Annotated in this window: 22 protein-coding genes; 8 read left to right on the forward strand and 14 right to left on the reverse strand. The window is 69.7% G+C overall.

The features are described from left to right. Positions 1 to 217 precede the first annotated feature (217 nt). The 7 genes from HNR40_RS28665 to miaA form a co-directional block, all read right to left on the reverse strand. Positions 218 to 2,641: a GcvT family protein gene (locus HNR40_RS28665; RefSeq protein ID WP_184966694.1), complete on the reverse strand. Its 2,424-nt coding sequence runs from the start codon at positions 2,639 to 2,641 to the stop codon at positions 218 to 220. Positions 2,642 to 3,284: 643 nt separating this feature from the next. Then, a complete protein-coding gene (locus HNR40_RS28670) occupies positions 3,285 to 3,647 on the reverse strand; it encodes a phosphomannose isomerase type II C-terminal cupin domain (protein ID WP_184966695.1) in 363 nt (120 codons plus the stop codon). A 37-nt stretch (positions 3,648 to 3,684) separates the two neighbouring features. Continuing rightward, positions 3,685 to 4,443 carry an SDR family NAD(P)-dependent oxidoreductase gene (locus HNR40_RS28675; RefSeq protein WP_184966696.1) on the reverse strand — a complete coding sequence of 253 codons (759 nt, stop codon included), beginning with the start codon at positions 4,441 to 4,443 and terminating at the stop codon, positions 3,685 to 3,687. Then, positions 4,443 to 6,719, reverse strand: a complete 2,277-nt coding sequence (locus HNR40_RS28680; RefSeq protein WP_184966697.1) for a tetratricopeptide repeat protein — start codon at positions 6,717 to 6,719, stop codon at positions 4,443 to 4,445. Before HNR40_RS28680 ends, HNR40_RS28675 begins: the two co-directional genes overlap by 1 nt. Positions 6,720 to 6,738: 19 nt before the next feature. Then, on the reverse strand, positions 6,739 to 7,494 hold the full coding sequence (locus HNR40_RS28685; RefSeq protein WP_246509578.1) for an SCO6745 family protein: 756 nt from the start codon (positions 7,492 to 7,494) through the stop codon (positions 6,739 to 6,741). 25 nt (positions 7,495 to 7,519) lie between these two features. Further along, positions 7,520 to 8,332, reverse strand: coding sequence for a diaminopimelate epimerase (gene dapF / locus HNR40_RS28690; protein ID WP_184966698.1), 813 nt, complete (start codon positions 8,330 to 8,332; stop codon positions 7,520 to 7,522). Continuing rightward, the gene (gene miaA / locus HNR40_RS28695; protein WP_312896546.1) at positions 8,329 to 9,222 is read right to left on the reverse strand and encodes a tRNA (adenosine(37)-N6)-dimethylallyltransferase MiaA; all 894 of its coding nucleotides are present in this window, start codon (positions 9,220 to 9,222) and stop codon (positions 8,329 to 8,331) included. Before miaA ends, dapF begins: the two co-directional genes overlap by 4 nt. Before the next feature lie 79 nt (positions 9,223 to 9,301). On the opposite strand from miaA, the gene HNR40_RS28700 reads away from it, so the two are divergent. Beyond that, positions 9,302 to 9,583: an antitoxin gene (locus tag HNR40_RS28700; RefSeq protein ID WP_184966701.1), complete on the forward strand. Its 282-nt coding sequence runs from the start codon at positions 9,302 to 9,304 to the stop codon at positions 9,581 to 9,583. Here the strand turns inward: HNR40_RS28700 and HNR40_RS28705 are convergent. After that, positions 9,580 to 10,074: a methylated-DNA--[protein]-cysteine S-methyltransferase gene (locus HNR40_RS28705; protein WP_184966703.1), complete on the reverse strand. Its 495-nt coding sequence runs from the start codon at positions 10,072 to 10,074 to the stop codon at positions 9,580 to 9,582. The genes HNR40_RS28700 and HNR40_RS28705 overlap by 4 nt on opposite strands. A gap of 1 nt (position 10,075) precedes the next feature. On the opposite strand from HNR40_RS28705, the gene HNR40_RS28710 reads away from it, so the two are divergent. Next, positions 10,076 to 10,972: a ribonuclease Z gene (locus HNR40_RS28710; protein WP_184966705.1), complete on the forward strand. Its 897-nt coding sequence runs from the start codon at positions 10,076 to 10,078 to the stop codon at positions 10,970 to 10,972. Here HNR40_RS28710 and HNR40_RS28715 read toward each other — a convergent pair. The 4 genes from HNR40_RS28715 to miaB form a co-directional block, all read right to left on the reverse strand. After that, the gene (locus HNR40_RS28715) at positions 10,969 to 11,637 is read right to left on the reverse strand and encodes a class III extradiol ring-cleavage dioxygenase family protein (RefSeq protein ID WP_184966707.1); all 669 of its coding nucleotides are present in this window, start codon (positions 11,635 to 11,637) and stop codon (positions 10,969 to 10,971) included. The genes HNR40_RS28710 and HNR40_RS28715 overlap by 4 nt on opposite strands. A gap of 36 nt (positions 11,638 to 11,673) precedes the next feature. Beyond that, the gene (locus tag HNR40_RS28720) at positions 11,674 to 12,408 is read right to left on the reverse strand and encodes an isocitrate lyase/PEP mutase family protein (RefSeq protein WP_184966709.1); all 735 of its coding nucleotides are present in this window, start codon (positions 12,406 to 12,408) and stop codon (positions 11,674 to 11,676) included. Positions 12,409 to 12,497: 89 nt separating this feature from the next. Next, entirely contained in the window at positions 12,498 to 13,025 is a 528-nt protein-coding gene (locus tag HNR40_RS28725) for a hypothetical protein (protein WP_184966711.1), read from the reverse strand. 840 nt (positions 13,026 to 13,865) lie between these two features. Continuing rightward, the gene (gene miaB / locus HNR40_RS28730; protein WP_184966713.1) at positions 13,866 to 15,350 is read right to left on the reverse strand and encodes a tRNA (N6-isopentenyl adenosine(37)-C2)-methylthiotransferase MiaB; all 1,485 of its coding nucleotides are present in this window, start codon (positions 15,348 to 15,350) and stop codon (positions 13,866 to 13,868) included. Between the two features lie 173 nt (positions 15,351 to 15,523). Between miaB and HNR40_RS28735 the strand changes: the two genes are divergently transcribed. From HNR40_RS28735 to HNR40_RS28755, 5 genes are all read left to right on the forward strand, one after another. Next, entirely contained in the window at positions 15,524 to 16,243 is a 720-nt protein-coding gene (locus HNR40_RS28735) for an amino acid ABC transporter ATP-binding protein (RefSeq protein ID WP_376773517.1), read from the forward strand. Between the two features lie 18 nt (positions 16,244 to 16,261). Next, entirely contained in the window at positions 16,262 to 17,125 is an 864-nt protein-coding gene (locus HNR40_RS28740; RefSeq protein ID WP_184966717.1) for a glutamate ABC transporter substrate-binding protein, read from the forward strand. A gap of 62 nt (positions 17,126 to 17,187) precedes the next feature. Further along, positions 17,188 to 17,856 (forward strand): amino acid ABC transporter permease, encoded by a 669-nt coding sequence (locus tag HNR40_RS28745; RefSeq protein WP_184966719.1) that lies wholly within the window; start codon positions 17,188 to 17,190, stop codon positions 17,854 to 17,856. After that, positions 17,853 to 18,716 carry an amino acid ABC transporter permease gene (locus HNR40_RS28750; RefSeq protein ID WP_184966721.1) on the forward strand — a complete coding sequence of 288 codons (864 nt, stop codon included), beginning with the start codon at positions 17,853 to 17,855 and terminating at the stop codon, positions 18,714 to 18,716. Before HNR40_RS28745 ends, HNR40_RS28750 begins: the two co-directional genes overlap by 4 nt. A 65-nt stretch (positions 18,717 to 18,781) precedes the next feature. Then, positions 18,782 to 20,614: a S9 family peptidase gene (locus HNR40_RS28755; protein ID WP_184966722.1), complete on the forward strand. Its 1,833-nt coding sequence runs from the start codon at positions 18,782 to 18,784 to the stop codon at positions 20,612 to 20,614. On the opposite strand, the gene HNR40_RS28760 is transcribed toward HNR40_RS28755, so the two are convergent. Continuing rightward, positions 20,598 to 21,428: an NAD(P)H-binding protein gene (locus HNR40_RS28760; RefSeq protein ID WP_281395542.1), complete on the reverse strand. Its 831-nt coding sequence runs from the start codon at positions 21,426 to 21,428 to the stop codon at positions 20,598 to 20,600. The genes HNR40_RS28755 and HNR40_RS28760 overlap by 17 nt on opposite strands. A 460-nt stretch (positions 21,429 to 21,888) precedes the next feature. Beyond that, on the reverse strand, positions 21,889 to 22,917 hold the full coding sequence (locus tag HNR40_RS28765) for a saccharopine dehydrogenase NADP-binding domain-containing protein (protein WP_184966726.1): 1,029 nt from the start codon (positions 22,915 to 22,917) through the stop codon (positions 21,889 to 21,891). A gap of 88 nt (positions 22,918 to 23,005) precedes the next feature. On the opposite strand from HNR40_RS28765, the gene HNR40_RS56575 reads away from it, so the two are divergent. Then, on the forward strand, positions 23,006 to 23,593 hold the full coding sequence (locus HNR40_RS56575) for a TetR/AcrR family transcriptional regulator (protein ID WP_184966728.1): 588 nt from the start codon (positions 23,006 to 23,008) through the stop codon (positions 23,591 to 23,593). Positions 23,594 to 23,695 lie beyond the last annotated feature (102 nt).

Here is a 23,695-nt window from a genome sequence, read left to right on the forward strand (position 1 = left end):
CGGTCCGACACACCCCGGACCGACAACCTCCGGTCCGACACACCCCGGACCGATGGCCCTTGGCACGACCCACCCAAGTCCGAGCGACCGGAGTCTGACCACCTCCGGTCTGGCCGACCAGGGTCCGACAACCTCAGGTCTGAGCGGTCGGGGTTTGGGAGGCTCTGGGCCGGGGTTACGGGGTGGGGTGGGGTTGGTGGGGGTTCCGTCGATCGGGTCATCGTCGGATCTTCTCCATCTTGGCGTCGAACAGGGGCTCGGCCGCCACCTCGGCCGGGACGGGGCGGCCGAAGTAGGCGACCTCCACCTCCGTGCCGGGAGTGGTGAGGCCGATCGGCAACCAGGCGTAGGCGATCGGGCGGCCGATGGTGTGGCCGTAGGCGGCGCTGGTGGTGTAGCCGACCGTGGCGCCGCCGTGCCGTACCGGCTCCTTGCCCGTCACGACCTCGGCCGTCAGCAGCGGCACGAGCTTGCGCGTGATCTCCTTGGACAGCGCCTCCCGGCCGAGGAAGTCCTTGTCCTCCCGGACGGCGAAGGCCAGCCCCGCCTCGTACGGGTTGTGCTCAGGCGTCATGTCCACCCCCCACAGCCGGTACCCCTTCTCCAGGCGCAGGCTGTTGAACGCCGCCCGCCCACCCGCGATGGGCAGCCCCGTCGCCCAGAGCGTGTCCCAGAGTTTGAGGCCCAGATCGGCGGTGGTGTAGAGCTCCCAGCCCAGTTCCCCCACATACGACACCCGCATGGCCGTCACCGGCACCTGCCCGATATATCCCTGCTTACAGGTGAAATACCGGAACCCCTCGTGAGACATGTCCAGGTCCGTAAGCGGCTGCACCAGTTCGCGGGCCCGCGGCCCCCAAACGCCCACACAGCACGTCCCAGGCGTGATGTCCCGAACCTGAACGTCGCCCGGCGCGTGCCGCTGCAGCCAGTCGAGGTCGAGATTCCCGTTCGCCCCGACCTGGAACCGCTCCTCGGTCAGCCGCGCGACCGTGAGATCGGACCGCACCCCACCACCGGCATCGAGCAGCAGCGTGTACGTCACGGAACCGGGCTTCTTGTCGACATTGTTCGTCGTCATCCGCTGCAAGAACGCCGCCGCCCCCGCCCCCGTCACCTCGATCCGCTTGAGCGGCGTCATGTCGTAAAGGGCGACCTGCTCACGCGTGTAGTGGGACTCGGCAGCGGCGATCGGCGACCAGTAGCGCGCCGCCCAGTCATCCCGCTCGGTCAGGCCCAGCCGCCCCGGATCACCGGAAAGCGGGCTGTTGGCCGTGAACCACTGCGGACGCTCCCACCCCGCCCCCTCCAGGAAGAACGCCCCAAGCTCCCGCTGACGCGGATAGAACGGACTGGTCCGCATGGGACGGGGCGATTCCATCGGCTGGAGCGGATGGATGATGTCGTAGACCTCGACGAAGTTCTGCTTGCCGCGCTCCTCGACGAAGGCGGGCGCGAGGTGGACGGGCTCGAACCGGTTCAGCTCGCACTCGTGCAGGTCGACGCTGGAACGCCCGTCGACCAGCACCTCCGCCAGCGCCTTGGCCACCCCGGCCGAATGCGTCACCCACACCGCCTCCGCCAGCCAGAACCCGTCGAGCTGCGGCGCCTCCCCGATCAGCGGGAGCCCGTCCGGTGTGAAGGAGAAGATCCCGTTGATCCCGCCGGTGTAGGCCGACTCCTTGAGCGCGGGCAGCAGTTCGACGGCGTCCCGCCAGGCAGGCTCGAAGTCGTCCTCGGTGAACGCCTGCACCGACGGCATCGTGGTGCCGTTGGGCCCGATCTCCTCCTGCCGGACCGGCATCGGCCGGTGCGCATAGGACCCGACGCCGATCTGATCCCCGTGTTCCCGGAAATACAGGTCTCTGTCCTGGTGCCGCAGGATGGGCCGTACCGCTTCAGGATTTCCCTCCAGTACGGCCAGCGGCTCCGACCGCGCGTACTGATGAGCCAGCGGCAGCAACGGCACACTCACGCCCGCCATCGCCCCGATGCTCGGCCCCCAGAATCCCGCGGCGCTGACGACCACATCAGCAGGCACGACCCGATATTCGAGCCCCTCAGCACCAACCTCAACCGCCACCCCCGTGACGCGCCCGCCCTGCTGCTCGATCCCCACGACGGTGTGGTGCGCCAGAAACCGAGCCCCTCGCTCGATAGCGCGCCGCGCCTGAGCCTCACCACACCGCAGCGAGTTGGCCAGCCCGTCGGTAGGCACGAAGTACCCGCCGAGCACCCGAGCAGGATCGAGCAGAGACCAGAGCTCAAGGCACCGCTCGGGACTGATCACCTCACCGTGCACACCCCACGCCTCGGCCCACCCCTGACGCCGCCGCAGGTCGATGAGCCGCTCAGGCGTGGTAGCCACTTCCAGCCCGCCCACCTGCTTGAAGCACCACTGCCCATCGAGCGACAGCCCGCTGTACTTGTTGACCGTGTAAGTGGCGAACTCCGTCATCGTCTTGGACGGATTGGTCTGGAACACCAGCCCAGGCGCATGCGAACTCGACCCTCCGGCGGCGAACAAGGGCCCCTGCTCGACCACGGTGACGTCGGTCCACCCCCGCCCGGTGAGCTCGTCGGCCAGGGCACAGCCCACAATGCCGGCTCCAATGATCACTAACCGCGGCCGGGACACCATGCGCCCTCCGGTTGTTCCCTAATACGCAACACGCACCGGACTACGCAACGAACATAGAGCCCACCCGACCCCCAAACAAGAGCCCCACAGCCACCAACCCAACCACGACACCAACCCAGACAGCCCGAAAAACCACGACACCCACAGGCCAGAAGGCGACAAAGACCGAAGGGGACCCAGGACAGGGAGCCGTAGCCGGGCCGGGAGGGCGCACAAGATCGGGACACGCGACAGAGGGGGTCCACAAGCACCCGAGGCGGAAGGCCCCAAGACAGGGCGCGAGCGCGGCCGCAGGCGCTCACTGGGGACCAGGTGCTCGATGGGGAAGAGCAAAGGCGGGTGGCGAGACCGGAAGCCCGCCAGCCGGGCAGTGACCCCGGGAGCCGATTAACGGGGCAGTCAGCCCAGGAGCCGGTTAACGGGGGCCGTTGCGGTGGGGACCACGTCCGACGTGAGAAGCGATCCCCCCGATCGGCGCCAACCGGCGACGGCGGGTGGCGTCAGCCAGGCTTGCCGTAACAGATAGAGCTTGCGTCACAGAAGAAGCCGCCGCAACAGATAGAGCTCGCGTCACAGAAGAAGCCGCCGCAACAGATAGAGCTCGCGTCACAGAAGAAGCCGCCGCAACAGATAAAAAGGCCTTTCAGGAACGCCCGTAAGCATCCTCAAGACGCTCAATGTCGTCCTCGTCAAAGTGGCCGAAGGCGATTTCGAGGATGCGGGTGGCGGGGCCGGAGCTGCTGAGGCGGTGGGTTTGGCCGGCGCGGATCAGGACCCGGTCACCGACGTCGGGCTCCGTGCGCTCGCCGTCGATCTCGAACACGCAGCCCGGGTCCAGTGCCACCCACAGCTCGTCCCGCGACTTGTGCCGCTGGAGGCTGAGCCGCTGGCCAGGCGCCACATCGATGATCTTCACCGTCGACGTCTCGTTGAGGGTGAAGCGCTCGAACCCACCCCAAGGCCGCTCGTCCCGAATAACTGCCGCAAGACGGTCGATGTCGCCCATAAATCCCTCCGAAACGTGAAGATCAGAGAGCAAACTATCAGGTCAGCAGAATGCCACCGTCAACCGGCAGCGTCACGCCCGTGATGTACGACGAAGCGTCGCTCGCCAGAAACACCGCCGCCGCCACGAGTTCATCGGCCTCGCCCACCCGGCCCATCACCACCCGCTGCTCCAGCATGCGCTCCAAATAGCCGGCGCTGTACTCCTCCGTCATCTCCGAGGCGAAGAAGCCGGGCTCCAGGCAGTTGACCCGGATCCCGCGCCGACCCGTCCACTGCTGCGCGAGGTCACGGGTGAGCCCGATGACCCCGGCCTTCGACGCGCTGTAGGCCGCCTGCGGCAGCCCCGCCGTGGTCTCGCCGAGGATGCTGCCGATGTTGACGATGGACGACCCGGGCCGCATGACCCGCGCGCACGCCTGCGCCATCCAGTAGCTCCCGTGCAGGTTGATGTCGATCACCCGCCGGAACTCCTCGGGACTCTCCCGCAGCGCCGGTACGGCCGTGCCCACCCCAGCGTTGTTGATCAGGACATCGACCTGCCCGAACTCCGCCACAGCCGCCTCGACCAGCGCCTGGCACTGCTCGACCACGGTCACGTCGGTCGCGACGGCCAGGCAACGCCGCCCGGCCTCCTCGACCAGCTTCCGGGTCCCGTCGAGCCGGTCGGCCCGCCGGGCGCCGATCGCGATGTCGGCCCCCGCCTGCGCCAGCCCGCGGGCGAAGGCCACGCCCAGGCCCGACGAGGCCCCGGTGACGATGGCCACCTTCCCGTCGAGCCTGAACTTGTCGATCATCAGAGACCGTATTCCTTGACGATGCGCTCGTGCCGCTCGACCTCGACGTCGATCTCGCGGGCCAGGTCGAGCCAGGCCAGCGGGTGCGACCAGCGCTCGGTGGCGTCGTCGAGCAGGGCGTCGACGTCGGTGGCCGCGACGTCCGGCGGGACGGCGACCCAGCCGTAGACGCCGGGCAGCGTCTCGCCGGAGGTCGGGTGGGTGACGGTGTAGTTTTCCTCCGAGTAGACCCACATCGGCCAGCCGCGCTCGGCCATGACCTCGGTGAACTCGGCCCAGTCGCTCTCGGACGGCGCGGCGCCGTCGAAGAAGTAGCTGACGTATCCGCCGGGGCGCAGGATGCTCACGGCCGCGAACGGCGGCACGAAGTTTTCCTGCTCCTTGGGGTCGTCGGGGATGGGCTCCAGCAGCTGCGGGTCGAAGACGACCAGGTCGCCGGCGTTGTATTCCATGCCACGCGGCTGCGGCAGCGCCAGGCGCGCCGTGGCCGGGCCGGTGCGGATGGACAGCACCTGCCGCTGACCGCCGTCGGGCGCCGGGAGGATGACCCGGATCAGGCCCATCTCCTCCTCGATCGGGCCCTCGGTGGACTGGATCGGCATCCCGATCTTGGCCGCGCCCTTGCGGACGGTGTCCCAGTCTTCGGCTGCGGTGGCCATCACGACCATGCGCCAGACGTCCTCGTCGTTGAGCTCGTCGAGGACCTCCAGCAGCACCTGGGCGCCGCGGGCGTTGTCGTCGAGCTGCTGCGCGGCGCCCGAGACCAGGCGGCGCGCCTCGGTGCCGGCGCCGGCGGCGATGGCGTGCTCGCCCTCGGCGGCGGTCTCGGCCCAGCGCTCGCGGGCGCTGTGCAGGCGGGCGAGGGTGAGGTGCTGGACGGCGTGCGGCAGCATCGCGGCCATCTGCTCGAGGCGCTCGTCCTGGCGGGCCTCGATGAGCAGCGTGGTCAGGTACGCGACGTCGTCGGGGTCGGCCGTGGCGATGTCGCCGGAGTCGACGAGCATCTTCCAGTAGATGTCGGCGCCGGTGGCCGGGTAGCCGAGGAAGCCGAGCGTGGTGGTGTGGCGGCGGGTGGCCTCCAGGTCGGAGCCGGAGATCGGGGCCAGCCAGCCGACCCACTTCTCGGGGTCGGCGTTGAAGCCGTCGGCGGCGTCGAAGTAGGCGACCCGCTCGTCCTCGGAGCCGGGGGCATCCGGCTCGGAGGTGGTGTCGGCGGCGGCGCGCAGGGCGGCGATGCGCCCGGCGACGCTCTCCGCGTCGCGCAGCTCGACGGAGAACTGCTCGGCGAGGTCGGCCAGCAGCCGCGCCTGCCACACACCCTGACGCGCGATGGCCAGGTCACCGGCGACCAGGGCCAGCTCCACGCGGGCCTGGTAGCCGCCCATCATGCTGAAGTAGTCGATCCACTGGCGCAGGACGCGGCCGAGCTGCCAGGTGTTGGTGATCTGCGAGGAACCGGCCAGCTTGAGCACGACCTGCGCCCACTCGACGAAGTCGCGCGGGTGGTTGCCCACGACGTCGAGGTCGGGCAGCGCGTCCACGGCCTCGGCGGTGCGGCCGAGCTCGGCCAGGATGCGCGCGCGGCGCACACCGTCGCGGTGGGGCTTGGCGGGCGGGTCGTCGGCCGGGAAGTCGGCGGCTGCCTGCAGCGCGGTCAGCGCGGCGTCGGCGCGACCGGCGGCCAGCAGCGCGCGGGCGCTGGCGGCGCCGAGCTCCCAGCTGGCCGGCTTGTCGACGGCGCGCAGCTGCTCGACGGCGGACTCGGCGTAGGTGATCGCCTCGTCGGCGCGCCCGGCGTCGACCAGGGCCGCGACATATTGCGTCACCAGGCCGGTGTAGGCGGGCTGGTCGGCGGGCAGGCCCTCGATGGCCGCGCCCAGCTTCTCCAGCCGCTGCTCGGCGTAGCCGGGGCCGTCGGCGTTGGCCCAGGCGAGGGCGAGCGTCTCGACGGCTGCCGGGGCCGCGGGGCAGTCACGCACCTCTTCGCGCTGGGCGAACGCGAGCAGCTCCTCCGCGTCGCCGATCGCCACCGCGCCCTGGGCCCGGTCGCCGACCCGGCCCACGAGATGCCAATAGCGGGCGTAGAACTCGAGCCAGGGCAGGCCGAGAGCCTCCGCCTGCTGGGCGATGGCCGGGGCCATCACGTCCAGCTGGGGATAGCGGCCCTCGTAGGCCTGTGCGGGGAGGTCTCCCAGCGCCATGGCGAGGCCAACGTTGCCCGCCTCAGAAAGCTGCTGCTGGGTGTCGCCGACCCAGGCCCAGATGTCCACGTCCATGGGGAGTCAGTCTGCCAGGTCAATGGGCGTGCCCCAAACGGAGAAGCCCTATCAGCTCATCCGATTCAGCCGCGTTCAGGACAGAAAATACCGGAGCCATGAGCCGATCGGTCGTCTCTTCGATCTTCGCCCGGCGCTCGATCACCTCGGCCGGAAGTTGCGGATAGGGCTCCGGCCAGGTGAAGAACCGCGCGATCGACTCTCCGCTGGCGCGTCCGAACGGGGTGCCCTCGTGCGAGGCGGCGAGGACGGCGTCCAGCGGATGCATTCCCTCCGCGATCACCGCATTCGCATGCAGACCGCCCCGTAGCTCCCGCACGACGTGCATGAGCTGTGTCGCCCGCGCGGGCGCGTCATCGGGAAGGGGTACGGCCCGCCACCCGGCGAACAAGGGCGCCCCGACCGGCGAAGCCTTCTCCACGACCGGTTCGAGCAGCTCGGCGATCCTGGCGCAGCCGTCGAAGCCGCCGAGCTTGCGGCGTCCCCACGCGTGGCAGGCGCCGGTATAGAGCTCGACCGCCTGCTCGACGGGCATCTTGCGGCCGCCGTCCCAGCTCTGCGAGACGTGCTCGGGCGGGAAGAAGACGGCCACGGAGGTGACCACGTCCGCCTCGCACTCGCCGAGCACGCCGCAGCGCCCGCGGAAGTAGAGCTCGCGCGGGCCGAGGCCGTACTCCTCGCAGAGTGCCTTGGCCTCCCTGGACAGCATGAAGTTGCCGCCCAGGACGCCGATGGGTGCTTTGACCTCGATCGCGGTGGTCTGTGGATCAGCCATGCGCCCAGCATCGCCCAGGAGAACATTATTCTGCAAGGGTCAGGTCGCCGGAGGCGACGATCACCGCCGGTCCGCTCAGGTAGCTGGTCTCCTCGTCGAGGGTGACCGTGAGCCTGCCGCCGGCGACCTCCACGATCCACTCGCCGGTGACCTCGCCGCTCAGGTGGGCGGCGGCGACGGCGGTGGCCACCGCGCCGGTGCCGCACGAGCGGGTCTCGCCGGAGCCGCGCTCGAAGACGCGCATGACCGCGCGGCGCGGGCCCACGGCGTTGAACAGCTCGATGTTGACGCCGCTGGGGAAGACGCCGGGGTCGAAGGCCGGCTGGTGGGTCAGGTCGAGCTGGACGACGGGGTCGCCGATGGCGCAGGCCAGGTGGGGGTTGCCCATGTCGACGTGGAGGCCGGTGTATTCCTGGCCGGCGACGGTGGTGACGCTCTCGCCGTAAACCGTGGGCCTGCCCATGTCGATCGTCACGTCGCCCTCGGCCTGGAGGCGGACCTTGCGGATGCCGCCCCGGGTGGCGATGCCGAACTCGCCCGGCTCGGCCAGCCCGGCGTCGACCAGGTAGCGGGCGAAGACACGTACGCCGTTGCCGCACATCTCGGCCATGCTGCCGTCGGCATTGCGGTAATCCATGAACCACTCGGTCTGCCCGGCCTGCTCGGAGACCTCGGGGCTGACCTTGCTGCGGACCACGCGGAGCACGCCGTCGGCGCCGAGGCCGGTGCGGCGGTCGCAGATCTCGGCCACAAGCGCGGCCGACAGGTCGATCTCGCCATCCGGGTCGGGGATGATGACGAAGTCGTTCTCAGTACCGTGGCCCTTCAGAAACTTCATGACCCAAGCTTATCGACCGCAAGCCCCAGCAGATCGGGCGCGTCGTAGGGCAGCCAGACCACGCGGGGGTCGCGGCGGAACCACGACTCCTGGCGGCGGGCGAAGCGCCGGGTGGCCCGGACGGTCTCGGCGATCGCCTCCTCCTCCGTCCATTCTCCCGCCAGATATTTCATGACCTGGGCGTAGCCGAGCGCGCGGCCCGCCGTACGGCCGTCGGCCAGGCCCTGGTCGAGCAGGACCCGCACCTCGTCCACCAGGCCCGCCTCCCACATCCGCCCGACCCGCAGCTCGATGCGGGCGTCCAGTTCGGGGCGCGGCACGTCGAGGCCGATCTGGACACTCGGGTAGAGCGCCTCGTAGGAGGGCATCGTCGCCGAGAAGGGACGGCCGGAGAACTCGATGACCTCCAGCGCGCGCACGATCCGCCGGCCGTTGCCGGGCAGGATCGCCTCGGCGGCCTTGGGGTCGCTGGCCCGGAGCCGCTCATATAGGACGGCGGGCCCCACCTGGGCCAGCTCCGCCTCCAGCCGGGCGCGGACCACCGGGTCGGTTCCGGGGAAGTCGAGGTCGTCGAGGGCGGCGCGCACGTACAGGCCGCTCCCGCCGACGAGGATCGGCACCTCCAGCTTGTCCAGCAGCGGCCGGACCAGCCGCTGGTACTCGGCCACGCTGGCGGTGACGGTCACATCCCAGATGTCCAGCAGATGGTGAGGAACACCTCGTTGTTCGGTTTGGGAGAGTTTCGCCGTTCCAATGTTCATTCCTCGGTAAAGCTGCATGGAGTCGGCATTGATGCATTCGCCCCCCAGCCGGAGGGCCAGATCCACGGCGAGATCGGACTTTCCGGCCGCGGTGGGCCCCACGACGGCGATGACAGGCTGCTTGCGCACACCGATAAGTGTGTCAACACAAGGGGTATGAAGGAGACGACGGCTCGGGGGGGCCGTCAATGAGACATCGGGGGAAGACATGTCGATTTTCGACAAGGTCAAGGAGATGTTCGGCGGGCACGACGAGAAGCTGAAGAACATCCCCGAACAGGCCAAAGACACCGCCGGTCAGACTCAGGACTCGGCGGGCGGCATGATGGACAACCTGCGCGAGAAGGCCGAGGACGCCGCCAACCAGGGCATCGACAAGGCCTCGACGGCCGCGAGCGACGCCACCGGCGGCAAGTACGACGAGCACATCGCCAGGGGCACCGACATGGCCAAGGACGCCGCCGACAAGATCGACGGCAAGGAAGGCTAGAGATCCAGCAGCGTGGGCTGCAGATAGCCCTCGTGGGTGAGCAGCCAGCGTTTGGTCTCCACGCCGATACCACCGCTGAAGCCGCCCAGGCCCGCCGCCGCGAGCACGCGGTGGCAGGGCACCACGATCGGGATCGGGTTCGAGCCCATGATCGACCCGATCCCGCGTGCGGGCACGCTCGTGCCGCTCAGCAGGGCGAGCTCGCCGTAGGTGACGACCTTCCCGTACGGCACGCGGTGCAGAGCACGTAGCACCGCCCGCCGCGACCCGGCCATGAGACTCCAGTCGATGGGCGTCTCGAACGTCTTGAGCTCACCGGCGAAATAAAGCTTCAGCTCATCGAGCACGAAAGCCGTACGATCCGGGTCATGAATCTCGTCGAGGCCGACCTGGAGCGGCCGCCAGCCCGTCGCGACCAGCCCGTCCTCGGTGACGGCCACGTGGAAGGCGCCGACGGGCGTCGGCAGCTGAGCGTAGGCGACGGTGAGCATCGTGTCCTCTCGTGAACTGGTCGTGCTGGGGACCTCAAGCGCGGTCCCTACCCGACACCGTAATCACAATGGCTATGTTTTGCGGTGGGATGGCCAGGGCTACCTGTTCGATCCCGGCGAGGGCAGCCAGCGCCAGCTCCTGCACGCCGGGCTCAGCTCCAGCCAGCTGCACTGGATCTGCGTCACGCATTTCCACGGCGACCACTGCCTCGGCGTGCCCGGCATCGTCCAGCGCATCGCCCGCGACCGGGTGAAACACGAGGTCAAGGCGGTCTACCCGGCCAGCGGCCAGGAATACTGGAACCGGCTGCGCCACGCCGCGGTCTTCACCGACACCGAGACCATCACCGAACACCCCGTCTCCGGCGACACCGCCACGCTGCCGCCGCTGACCGCGCGCCGTCTGTCCCACCCCGTCGAGTCCTACGGCTACCGCCTGCAGGAACCCGACGGCCGCCGCATGCTCCCGGAACGCCTCAGAAAGCACGGCATCACCGGCCCCGACGTGCGCGTCCTGCAGGAGGAAGGCGCGCTGCGCGGCGTCACGCTGGAGATGTGCAGCGTGCCACGCCCCGGCCAGTCGGCCGCGTTCATCATGGACACCCGCCTGTGCGAGAACGTCTTCACCCTGGCCGACGGCGTGGACCTGCTGGTCATCGAGTCCACGTTCCTGTCGGCGGAAGCCGCCCTGGCCAAGGACTACGGCCATCTGACCGCGCAGGACGCCGCGCTCGTGGCCAAGGAGTCGGGCGCGCGCCGCCTGGTCCTGACCCACTTCTCCGAGCGCTACGGCCTCGACGCCGAGCCGGTCTTCCTGGAGGAGGCCCGCGCGGTCTTCGACGGCGACGTGATCGTGGCCCGCGACCTCATGACCGTCCAGGTCCCGAAACGCCCCTAGCGCCACACAGCCACGACATAACCAACCCCGTAGGGCGCGCACTCCAGAACCAGTTCCGGCCGCAACTCCACCCCCGCCGCCGCTCCGGCCAGCACCTGCAGCGGCGCCCGCCCGCCGACCCAAAGCTCCGCCGCCTCAGTGGGGTCGAGCTCCGCGATCGCCGCGAGGTCCGCCTCGGCGAGCGCCTTGACCAGCCTTCTCTGGTACGGCTCCGCCGCGGGATCCAGGTAACCGGGGGACTTGCCGGTCAGCTTGGCCGAGCCGTCCGCCATGACCAGCAGCGCCACCCGGGCCCCGGAAGCCAGCCGTCCCCCCAGCTCCACGCACTCGGCGGGACTCGCGTCCACTGCCACCGCCCGGAACCCGTCCGGGTCGCCGCCCAGCAGCCATCGGCCGATCGTCAGGGACAACGGCAGCACCGGATCGCCCTCACCGGTCCTGACGTCCACGCCCCAGGGGGCCAGCGAACCCGCCGAGCGCGGGCCGTACTCGCGTGTGGTGTCGTCACCGCCGACGACGAGCAGCAGGTCGGGCGCGGCGGCACGCAGGGCGGCCACGGCCTCCGCGCAGGCGGCGCGCAGACCGTCGAGCTCGGGGGCGGCGGCACCGGCGAACTCGGGCACGATCAGCGGAGGATGCGGGCAGACGGCCGCGGCGACAAGCACGCCGCCAGGTTATGCGAAGGCCCGCCGGCGCTTCACCTACAGATAGGGGTTGCGCCCTTCGCGGACCCGCTCGAACAGCTGAACGGCGTGGGCATGGGCCGCCGCGTGCAACCCGTGACCGAAGCTGATCCGGGCCACCCCCATCGCGCCCAGTTCGGCCAGGCCCGGTGAGCCCTTGTGGAAGATCACGTTCACCGGGCCGTCGATCTCAGCTACCAGGCCGGCAGGGTCCGGCGCGAGGATCGGGTAAACGCAGTCGGCGCCCGCCTCCAGGTACCGATGGGCCCTGGCCACAGCGTCCTCGCGCGTCTTGTCGCCGCCCAGGAAGGTGTCGACCCGGGCGTTGACCACCAGCTCCGCCCCGGCGGCGGCCCGTACCTCGGCCAGGAAGTCCGCCTGCTCCCCCGGGTCGATCATCCGGCCGGTGCGGGGATCGGAATCCTCCAGATTGCAGCCAACCGCGCCTGTGGCCAGCAGCCGCTCGACCAGCTCGGCCGGCTTGAGCCCGTAGCCTCGTTCGACGTCGGCGGTCACCGGCACGTCCACGACCCGCGCGATCCGCCCCACCGCGGCCAGCATCTCGGCCACCGGCGTGGCCTCACCGTCGTCGTAGCCCAGCACCCGCGCGATCGCCGCACTCCCGGTGGCCACCACGGCGAACCCCGCCTCCCGGACGGCCCGCGCCGACGCGGCGTCCCAGACGTTGGGCAGGATCAGGGGATCACCGGGCACGTGCAGAGCTCGCAGGACAGCGGCCTTCTGACTCGTCATACCCGCAACCTAGAGCGGCCCCAGGCCACCCCAGTAGGTCCATTAACCCCAAGAACCGCCCGACCACTCCAGTTTGGGGGTGCGGCGGGTCAGCAGCCGGACTTCGCGCACTGGCCGGTCAGCTCGCCGGCCGGGCCATCCGCCGGATTGTCCGGGGCGGTGGTGTTGGTCCCCGCCGACCCAGGCTTGTCCGTGCTGGGCTTACCGGTTCCGGGCTTGGGCGTCACCGGGTTGGCGGTGTTCGGCTTGGCCGGGACCTGGGGGTTGGGGTTCTGGGGGACGACGTCCTGGGGCAGGTTCTCGTTCCCGACATCGCCGTCCGTGGGAGCGTCGGTGCTGACGTCGCCCACCGAGGCGTCCTCGTCCTCGGCCAGCCGCGGATCCGGCTTCTGCTGCTGCGTCTGCTGGCCGGTCTGCGGCTGGGCGCCCCCGGCCGGGGACTTGTCGCCGCTGGCCAGGAAGAAGCCGGCGCCTCCCGCCGCGAACGCGACCACCAGGGCCGACGCGACGATGATGACCGTCTTGCTCTTCTTGGAGGGGGTACGGCGTGCGGGCCGAGGCTCCTCGCCCGGTCCGGTGAGGATCTCAGGCCTGTCCGGCTCGGTCGGATGATGCATGGGGGACAGCTCCCTGCGGTCGTATCGGGAAAGCTCGCCGGCTTCCGCGGGTGATGGACCACACTAGCCGCAGCAGTGGAATGCTCGCACACCATTCACAGCAACATTCACTAAGGAATCACGACTTGTCACGCTTTGGAGCCATTCGCCCAGGTGGGCGGGGTCGGCTAACGTCCGCCATATCCGTGGTGATCGTCTTGGCCGTGGCCGGTTTCGGCATTCTGCTGGCATTCGGGCCTTCCGAACGATCACCCGAACTCCACTATCGGGTAACGCCCCTTTCCCCACCACCACCCCCAACCGGCAACGCCAACGCCGCCTGGATCCAGTTGGTCCCCGCCCCCGGCACGACAACACCTCTGCCCCGGGCAACAAGCCTGGGCCCTCCCCCGGCAGACGGCTTCCCCCCGACCCTGCCCAGCGCCACGTACTCCCCTCGGAACCACCCCCGCCAGGACAGCGCCAGCAAGGCCAATCCCCCGGCACAGAGCGGCCCTCCGGCAAGCAGCAACCCACCGGCGCCGAGCGTCTCCCCGGCCAACACCGAAACCCCCGCCCAACCTGCACAGCAGGCCCCCGACCCGGCACCGAACCCAGGTCACAACCCGTGTGCCACGTTCCAGGACTTCCGCCGGGACTACTGCGACCGACTGCTCGGCAGGCCCAGCTGACCCCGGAACAGGGGGTCTACGTGCGTTGTAGCGGCGGGGACCACGTCCGACTGCCGGCCACCGGACAGGGCCGCCCGCCGGTGTCGGCGGGCGGTGTGGGCGGCGGCTTGCCGTAACGGATAGAGGGCGGACAGAGAACCGAACAGCAACGACCCACAACAAAGAGGGTCTAGGAGGGGGAGCAGACGGCGGGAGGAAGAGGCGCGGGACGGCCGATGGTGGGCATGCCGAGCGAGATCCCCTTGGGCGTGGAAAAGCCCTGTCGCGCCGCCCAGGCATCGCCGGCGCGGGTGCGGCGGAGAGAGCGGAGAGCCCCGTCGGCCACCAGGTGGTGCGGCGCAGCGTAAGTGACCTCGACCGTCACCATGTCACCGGGCCGCGGCGTCTCGTCGCCCACCGCGAAGTGCACCAGCCGGTTGTCGCCGGCGCGCCCGCTCAGCCGCAGCGTGGCCGCGTCCTTGCGGCCCTCGCCCTCCGCGACCAGCACCTCCAGCGTCCGCCCGACCTGCTTCTTGTTCTCCGCCCAGGAGATCTCCTCCTGCAGGGCCACCAGCCGCTCGTAGCGCTCCTGCACCACTTCCTTGGGCAGCTGGTCGGGCATGGTGGCGGCGGGCGTGCCGGGGCGGATGGAGTATTGGAAGGTGAAGGCGTTGGCGAAGCGCGACTCGCGCACCACGTCGAGCGTGGCCTGGAAGTCCTCTTCGGTCTCGCCGGGGAAGCCGACGATGATGTCGGTGGAGATCGCGGCGTCGGGCATGGCGTCGCGGACCCGGGAGATGATGCCGAGGTAGCGCTCGGCCCGGTACGAACGGCGCATCGCCTTCAGCACCCGGTCGGAACCCGACTGCAGCGGCATGTGCAGCTGGTGCATCACGTTGGGCGTCTCGGCCATGGCGGCGATCACGTCGTCGGTGAACGCGGCCGGGTGCGGCGAGGTGAAGCGGACCCGCTCCAGCCCCTCGACGGTGCCGCAGGCGCGCAGCAGCTTGCCGAAGGCGAGCCGGTCGCCGAACTCCACACCGTAGGTGTTGACGTTCTGGCCCAGCAGGGTGACTTCGAGGACGCCCTGGTCGACCAGGGTCCGGACCTCGTTCAGCACGTCGCCGGGGCGACGGTCCTTCTCCTTGCCGCGCAGCGCCGGCACGATGCAGAACGTGCACGTGTTGTTGCAGCCGACCGAGACCGACACCCACGCCGCGTAGGCCGACTCGCGCTTGGTCGGCAGCGTCGACGGGAAGACCTCCAGCGACTCCTTGAGCTCGACCTGCGCCTCGCCGGCGATCCGCGCCCGCTCCAGCAGCACCGGCAGTGATCCGATGTTGTGGGTGCCGAACACGACGTCCACCCACGGCGCCTTGCGAACGATCTCGCCCTGGTCCTTCTGCGCCAGGCAGCCGCCGACGGCGATCTGCATGTCCGGGTTCTTGACCTTGGCGGGACGCAGGTGGCCGAGGTTGCCGTAGAGGCGGTTGTCGGCGTTTTCCCTGACGGCGCAGGTGTTGAAGACGACCACGTCGGCGGTCTCGCCATCGGTCGCGGCCACGTAGCCCGCGTCTTCCAGCAGGCCCGACAGCCGCTCGGAGTCGTGCACGTTCATCTGGCACCCGTATGTGCGCACTTCGTAGGTGCGGGCGCTCTCCTGGGTAACAGTCATCGCACGTTCAAGGGTAGTCGTTGTACGGCTTGCGCCGTCCCCCTCACTGGCTAAAACTCCAGCTTGGTGGCGTGATGTGATCGGATCGGTACCGCCCGGTTAGTGACCAGCGTCCTTACGCCCTTTAGGTTGCATCCATGACGGAGAACGGGCACGCGTCTCCACTAGTACAAATGGAGAACGTCAACAAGCACTTCGGGGCGCTGCACGTCCTGAGGGACATCAACCTGACCGTCTCCCGTGGCGAGGTTCTGGTCGTGATCGGCCCTTCCGGTGGAGGGAAGTCGACGCTCTGCCGTACCATCAACCGGCTTGAGACCATCGACGCCGGGAAGATCGTCTTTGACGGGCAGGTGCTTCCGGACGAGGGCAAGGCGCTGGCCAAGCTCCGGTCCGAGGTCGGGATGGTGTTCCAGTCGTTCAACCTGTTCGCCCACAAGACGATCCGCGAGAACGTCACCCTGGGCCCCACCAAGGTGCGCGGCACGGCGAAGGATCAGGCCGACAAGCGGGCGATGGAGCTGTTGGAGCGGGTGGGCATCGCCACGCAGGCGGACAAGTACCCCGCGCAGCTCTCGGGTGGGCAGCAGCAGCGCGTCGCGATTGCCAGAGCGCTCGCGATGGATCCGAAGATGATCCTTTTCGACGAGCCCACCTCGGCCCTGGACCCGGAGATGGTCCAGGAGGTTCTCGACGTCATGATCGGGCTCGCGCGCGACGGGATGACCATGATGGTCGTCACGCACGAGATGGGGTTCGCACGCAGGGCGGCAAACCGGGTCGTGTTCATGGCCGACGGGCAGATCGTCGAAGAGAACACCCCTGACGAGTTCTTCACCAACGCCCAGACCGACCGGGCGCGGGACTTCCTGTCGAAGATCCTCACGCACTGAAGATTGAGGTAGAGACTCATGTACAAGCGTCGAATCGGCGCCGCGGGCGCCGTGGCCGCACTCGCGGTCGGACTGGCGGCCTGTGGCGGCGGCGGGGGCGGCAGCTACTCGACCGTGGTCGACAAGGTGACCGGTGCCAGCGAGATCATCGTGGGCACCAAGTGGGACCAGCCCAGCCTGGGCCTGAAGACCGGCAACGAGCCCGTCGGCTATGACGTCGACATGGCCAAGGCCGTCATCAAGGAACTGGCCGCCGGCAAGGAAGTCAAGATCACCTGGAAGGAGGCGCCTTCCAAGAACCGCGAGGCCCTTCTCCAGAACGGCACCGTTGACATCATCTTCGCCACGTACTCCATCACCGAGGAGCGCAAGGGCAAGGTCTCCTTCGCCGGGCCGTACATCGTCGCCCACCAGGACACCATGGTGCGCGCGGACGACGCGGCGATCGCCAAGGCGATGGACCTCAAGGACAAGCGGATCTGCCAGGCCGCGGGCTCCAACTCCTACAAGCGCATCACCGACCCGCCGCCCGACGGCAAGCTGGGCCTGCCGGCCAAGCTGGTCGGCGCGAGCAACTACTCGGAGTGCGTGCAGAAGCTGAGCGGCTCGAACCTCGACGCGGTCACCACCGACGACCTGATCCTGGCGGGCTTCGCCAAGCAGGCCGGGGGCAACTTCAAGATCCTCGGTGACCCGTTCACCGACGAGAAGTACGGCATCGGCCTGAAGAAGGGCGACACCAAGACCTGCGAGGCGGTCAACAAGGCCGTCACCGCGCTGTACCAGAAGGGCGAGGCCCAGAAGATCTGGACCACGTGGTTCGGCGACGCCAAGGGCCTGACGGCGCCCACCGCGCCGCCGCCCGCCGAGGGTTGCGCGTAAGGACACGCCCATGTCGCGGCGGCCGGTGATCCGGCCGCCGCTGCTATATGCGGTGGAGCACAATGGACGAACTCATTGAATACGGGCCGGACCTTCTCAAAGGCTTCCTGGTCAACCTGCAACTGTCGGCGATCTGCACGGTCCTGGCGCTGGTCCTGGGCACGATCCTGGTGGCGATGCGGGTCTCCCCCATCCCGGTTCTCCGGGCCGCGGGCACGACCGTCGTCAACGTCATCAGGAACACGCCGCTGACCCTGCTGCTGGCCTTCAGCGCACTGGGTCTCAGCGACACGCTCGGGCTCACGTTCTCGGACGAGCCGTACGACAACGCGTTCTGGCTGGTCGTGATGGCCATGTCCATCTACGCCGCGACGTTCGTCTGCGAGGCGCTGCGCTCGGGCATCAACACCGTGCCCATGGGCCAGGCGGAGGCGGCGCGCGCGGTCGGGCTGACCTTCATGCAGACGTTGCGGCTGATCATCCTCCCGCAGGCGTTCCGCGCGGTCATCGCGCCGCTGGGCAGCGTCGTCATCGCCCTGATCAAGAACACCACGGTGGCCCAGGCGGGCGGTCTGCTGGCCGACGCGGCGTTCGTGATGTACGACACCTTCGACACCACGGGCGTCTCCATCCCGATCTTCATCGGGCTCGTCATCGCCTTCATGGCGGTCACTCTCCCGATCGGCTGGTTCACCGGCTGGCTGGCCAAGCGACTGGCGGTGGCGCGATGACCAAGCCGCAGGCAACCGTCCTCTACGACGCCCCCGGCCCCAAGGCGCGGCTGCGCAACAACATCTACACGATGATCACCGTGGTCGCCCTGCTGGGCGTCGCCGCGTTCGTGGTGGTCAAGCTGAACGACAAGGGGCAGTTCGCCGGCAACATCTGGGCGCCCTTCTTCGAGTGGGAGACCTGGAACCAGTACCTGATCCCCGGCGTGCAGGGCACGCTGACGGCGGCGGTGCTGGCCTCGATCTTCGCGCTGATCTTCGGCTCCGTCTTCGGCCTGGCCAGGCTCTCCGACCACAAGTGGATCAGAATCCCGGCGGGCTGGGTGGTGGAGGTCTTCCGCGCCATCCCGCTGCTGCTGCTGATCTTCTTCATCTGGTTCCTGGCGCCCGACCTCATGGGCGGCGGCGACTACGGCCTGCTGGCGCTGGTGATCGGCCTGACCCTGTACAACGGGTCGGTGCTGGCCGAGGTGGTACGGGCCGGCGTGCTCGCCGTGCCGAAGGGCCAGTCGGAGGCCGCCTACGCGATCGGCATGCGCAAGAGCAGCGTGATGCGGCTGATCCTGCTCCCGCAGGCGCTCACCGCGATGATGCCCGCGGTGGTGAGCCAGCTCGTGGTCCTGCTCAAGGACACCGCGCTCGGCTACATCATCACCTACATCGACCTGCTGAACATGGGCTTCAAGATCCTGCCTTCAGTGCATTTCGGCACGAAGCTGGTCGCAGCCATCTTCATCGGCGTCTTCTACATCGGGCTCAACATGCTGCTCAGCTGGTTCGCCAACTGGCTGGAGCGGCGTAGCCGCCGCAGCCGCAAGACCGCGGCCAAGCCGGTGGCGCTCACCACCGAGATGACCTGAGTTCGTGAGGGGTGGTTCCACCCGACCACCCCTCACGAGCGGACGTTTTCCGGCAGGATGCCGCTATGCCGTGGCCTTCCCCCATCTCCACCACCGACGTCGCGCGAGCGGCCCTGCGGCTGGGCTGGCCCAGCGCCCAGTCCGGCCAGGTGTGGTGGACAGAGGACCGTCCCGACGAGGGCGGCCGCACGACGATCATGCACAGGGCCGCCGACGGCGCACGGAGTGAGCTGCTGCCCGCCCCCTGGAACGCCCGCACCCGCGTCCACGAATACGGCGGCCGCCCCTACGCCGTCACCGCCGACGACCGGATCGTCTTCACCCACCAGGCCGACCAGCGCCTCTACCTCCTCGACGGCGAGCCACGGCCGCTCACGCCCGACGACGGCGCCCGCTACGCCGACCTGCTCGTCCGCGACGACCAGGTCTGGTGCGTACGCGAGCGCCACACCGGCGACGGCAAGGTCGTGCGCGCCATCGTCTCGGTCCCCTTAGCGGGCGGCGAGCCGCGCGAATGGGTCACCGGCGCCGACTTCTACGCCGCCCCCGACCTCTCCCCCGACGGCCGCCACCTGGCCTACATCTGCTGGAACCACCCGCGCATGCCCTGGAACGGCACCGAACTGCGCGTGCTCCGCCTTGAGGACGGCTCCTCCTGGACGGTCAAGGGCGGCTCGTCCGAGTCGGTCCTGTCCCCGCAGTGGAAGGACGACCAGACCCTCTATCTGGTCTCCGACTGGTCGGGCTGGTGGAATCTCTACCAGATCACCATGTACGGCACCTCCTCACAGGCGCTCTTCCCCGCCGAGGAGGAGTTCGCCTGGCCGCTGTGGGTGCTGGGCGGCCGGCCGTACCTGCCGCTCGGCGACGGACGGCTCGCGGTCGTGCACGGCCGCGGGGACCTGCGCCTGGCGCTGCTCGACCCCGACTCCGGCGAGCTCACCGACCTCGACGTCCCCTACGACGGGTGGGAGCCCAAGCTCGCCGCCGACGGCACCTCCCTCGTCGGTCTCGGGTACGGCGGCGCCGTCCCCCGATCGGTGGTCAGGATCGACACGGTCACCGGCCGGGTGGAGGCACTGCGGCGCGGCATCGACGAACTGCCCGACATCGCCTACCTGCCCAAGGCGCGCCCGGTGGAGTTCCAGGGCAGGTTCGGACGGCACGTGCACGGCTTCCTCTACCCGCCCGCCAACCCGGAGGTGCCGCAGGAGGGCCGCACGCCGTACGTCGTGTTCGTGCACGGCGGCCCCACCGGGCACGCGCAGTCGGAGCTGGACCTGGAGAAGGCGTTCTTCACCTCGCGCGGCATCGGGGTGCTCGACGTCAACTACGGCGGCTCCAGCGCGTACGGCAGGGCCTACCGCGACCGGCTCAAAGGCCAGTGGGGCGTCGTCGACGTCGAGGACACGGTCGCCGCCGCCGAATGGCTGGCCGCCGAGGGCCTCGCCGACCCGGCCAAGATCGCGGTGCGCGGCGGCAGCGCCGGCGGCTGGACGGTCATGGCCGCCTGCTGCCGTTCGGACGTCTTCGCCGGCGGCGTCTCCTATTACGGCGTCAGCGCGCTCGCCCCGCTCATCGCCCACACCCATGACTTCGAGTCGCGCTACATGGAGTGGCTGGTCGGCGCCGACGAGTCCGTCTACGCCGAGCGCGAGCCGCTCGCCCTGGTGTCCGGGGTGTCCTGCCCGATGTTGCTGCTCCAGGGGCTCGAGGACCCGATCGTGCCCCCGGAGCAGTCGAGCGCGTTCGCCGACGCGCTGTTGGAGCGGGGGATCGCGTGCACGTACCTGGCGTTCGACGGCGAATCCCACGGCTTCCGCCGGGCCGAGACCCGCACCACCGCCCTTGCCGCCGAGCTCGCCTTCTACCAGCAGATCTTCACCGAGACCCGATGACCAGCGGCGCCCGCCCACCGACCCGCTCGATCACGTCGGTGACGCGGTAGAGCGGGTGATCGCCCGCACCGATGAGCCGGAAGATCCCCCACAGATGGGTCAGATGCTCCACCGTGTACGGGTCCCCGTACCGCTCCATCGCCCGCTCCTCCCAGACCTCCGGCGCGACGTCCACATACTCCAGCCCGAGCGCCGCCGCCGCTTCCTGGGCCGTCGCCATCTGCCCCGTCAGCGGCACCACCCGGTCGACCGGCCCCGCCTCCTCCAGGAACCCGGCCGCCACCCTGGCCACGTCTTCGGCGGCGATGAGCGGAATCTTCGTGTCCGGCGCTCCCAGCGGAAGGGCCAGCTCCCCTTCGTCGGCCGCCACCTCGAGATTTTCGAAGAAGACCGCCGCCCGCAGGTGCACCGCGCCGACCTCGGCCCAGTCGAAGACCTGCTCCGACAGCCAGTGGCGGCGCATGCGCGGGGTGAACGCCTCGGGTGAGGCGTCGAGCTGCGACACCTCCACCACCCGCTCCACCCCCGCCCGCCTGGCCGCGGCGGCCACCGAGGCGGTGGCGTCCAGGAGACCCGCGGTCACCGGGTACGTGAAGTAGACCCGCGAGACCCCGTCGAACGCCTTGACCACCTGGGAGATCTCCCTCAGATCCCCGACCACCACCTCGGCGCCCCGCTTCCTCAGCTCCTCGGCGCGGTGGTCGTCCTGGCGCACGAACGCCCTCACGTGGTGACCACGCTCAAGTAGTAATTCGGCGACCATTCGCCCGGTACCACCCTGGGAACCACCTGCGGCTCCGGTAACAAGAATCATCCCGACACCCTCCTCTGGTAGCCCAACCGATCCACCCACACCCCACCGCCCGTGCGCTGTCCTCCACCCACTCGGCAGACACCGCGCAGCCCCTGTGCGTGCGCGACCCCTCTACCTACGCGCTGCCATCCGCTCGCCTGACCCGCGCAGCGGACCTCGGTCGGCGTGGCACCGCTGCCCACGCAGTCCTCCACGCGGGGCACCTGCGCGCAGCGCCTGCGCGTAGGCGACCCCTCTGCCCACGCGCTGCCACCCGCTCGACACACCCGCGTAGCGGACCTCGGTCGGCGTGGCACCACTGCCCCACGCAGTGCCCCGTCCGGCGCACCTGCGCGCAGCGCCTCCACCCCGCTTCTGACCCGCGTAGCGGGCCTTGGGAGGGTGTTGTGCGTCTGCCCGCGTGGCGTGGTCTGTGCGGCGTTTCTCCTGTGTAGTGCACCTCCCTCCGCCCATCGGGTGGTCAGGAAGGGGCGGGGGGTTCGGGCAGGGTCAGGGTGAGAAGGCCGAGCCGTTCCAGATCGCGCAGGAACGGCGCGGCGGCGAACGCCTGAGCGGGGCCGTAGACGCCCGGACGGTCAGGGCCGCGGCCGTCGGCCAGACGGACGGCGGCCTCCACCGAGGCCACCGCGCTCTCCTTCCACAGGTCACGCCCACTGGCCTGACCGGCCCGGTTGCCGTCGGCCGTCACCACCTGGACGGCCACGGTGAAGTGGGATCCGGCCCGGGTGGCGGCGTCGACGTGTTCGTTGGTGAACGCGCGTTCGTCGCTGAACGTGTCGGCCGTCAGCTGCGCCTCCACCCGGCGGGCGGTCACGTGGCGGGGGATGGTGACGACGTCCGACGACGGCAGCGGGGCGATCATGCTCCGCGGCCCCAGCGGCGGCGGGAAGGGGTAGACGGCGTTGCGCGGTTCGACGTCGCCGACGTGGAAGGCGCCGTCGGTGTAGGTGATGCGCCGCGTGTCGGCGAACAGCAGCTCGGCCGTCCCCTTCGCGCCGGTCGTCAGCATCCAGTCGCTCACCGCGTAGGCGACGGTGACCCGGTCGACCTCGCTCATCCCGGCGGCCACGGCACCGGCGAGCAGGTCGCCCAGCCCGCCGTAGAAGCTCATCGCGGTGACCATGGTGATGCCGGCGCTCTGGGCACGGGCGTCCATCTCCGCGTACATCCAGGCCGTGTGGTGCTGCTCCAGCGCGTGGTCGACGTAGTGGCAGCCGCCGTCGGCGGCGGCCTGCGCGACCGGCCGTCCGGTGTGGGTGAACGGCCCCGCGCAATGGATCAGTACGTCAGCCTCGGCGGCCAGCTTCCGCAGGGCCGCCGGGTCGTCCAGCGCGGCCTGGCGGACCCGGGCGCCCCCGAGCTCGTCGGCCATGGCTTTGAGCTTGCCCTCGTCGCGCCCGGCCAGGATGACCTCGGCGCCCCGGGCACGTAACTCGGCGGTGGCCAGGCGGCCGGTGTGGCCGGTGGCTCCGTAGACGGCGATGTTCACGACGCGCCTCCGTGTTTCATACTGACGGTAGGTAACTTGCCTTCGAAGTTACGTACCGCGAGTATGCAAGTCAATGGGGAGCACGAAGATGACGCGCCGCACGCAGGCGGAGCGCTCGGACACGACCACGTCGCAGCTGATCAGCGCGGCGCGAAAGCTGTTCGGCGAGTACGGCTACGCCGCCACCTCCATCGACGCCGTGGCCGCCACGGCCGGAGTCACCAAAGGCGCCGCCTACCACCACTTCGCCGGGAAACCCGGCCTGTTCCGAGCCGCCTTCACCCGCGAACAGGAAGAGATCGCCACCCGCCTGGAAGAGGTGGGCGCCGCATCCCCCGACCCATGGACGGCCCTGCGAGACGGCTGCCGCACCTTCCTGGAACACTGCCTGGACCCGGGCTTCCGCCGCATCGTCCTGCTTGACGCGCCATCGGTGCTGGGCTGGGAAGAGGTACGCCAGATCCAGCACGCCCACACCCTCCGCGTCCTGCTGAACGCCATGCGCGCAACCGACGAGACGCTCCCCGCGGACACCTTGGCAATCCGAGGACAACTGATGTTCGGCGCCCTGTGCGAGGCCGGCATGCTCCTGGCCCGCTCCCCCGACCCCACCGCCGCCCTACCCCCCATAACCATCCAAGCCGACCACCTCCTAACAGCCCTCCACACCCCCTAACACCCCGACCCCACCGGTCTCACACGCTCCCCACCACCCGGTCCCACGCCTGACGGTCCCACGCCTCACGCTCCCCACCACCCGGTCCCACGCCTGACGGTC

The organism is Nonomuraea endophytica (genome assembly GCF_014203235.1).
GTDB classification, from domain to species: Bacteria; Actinomycetota; Actinomycetes; order Streptosporangiales; family Streptosporangiaceae; genus Nonomuraea; species Nonomuraea endophytica.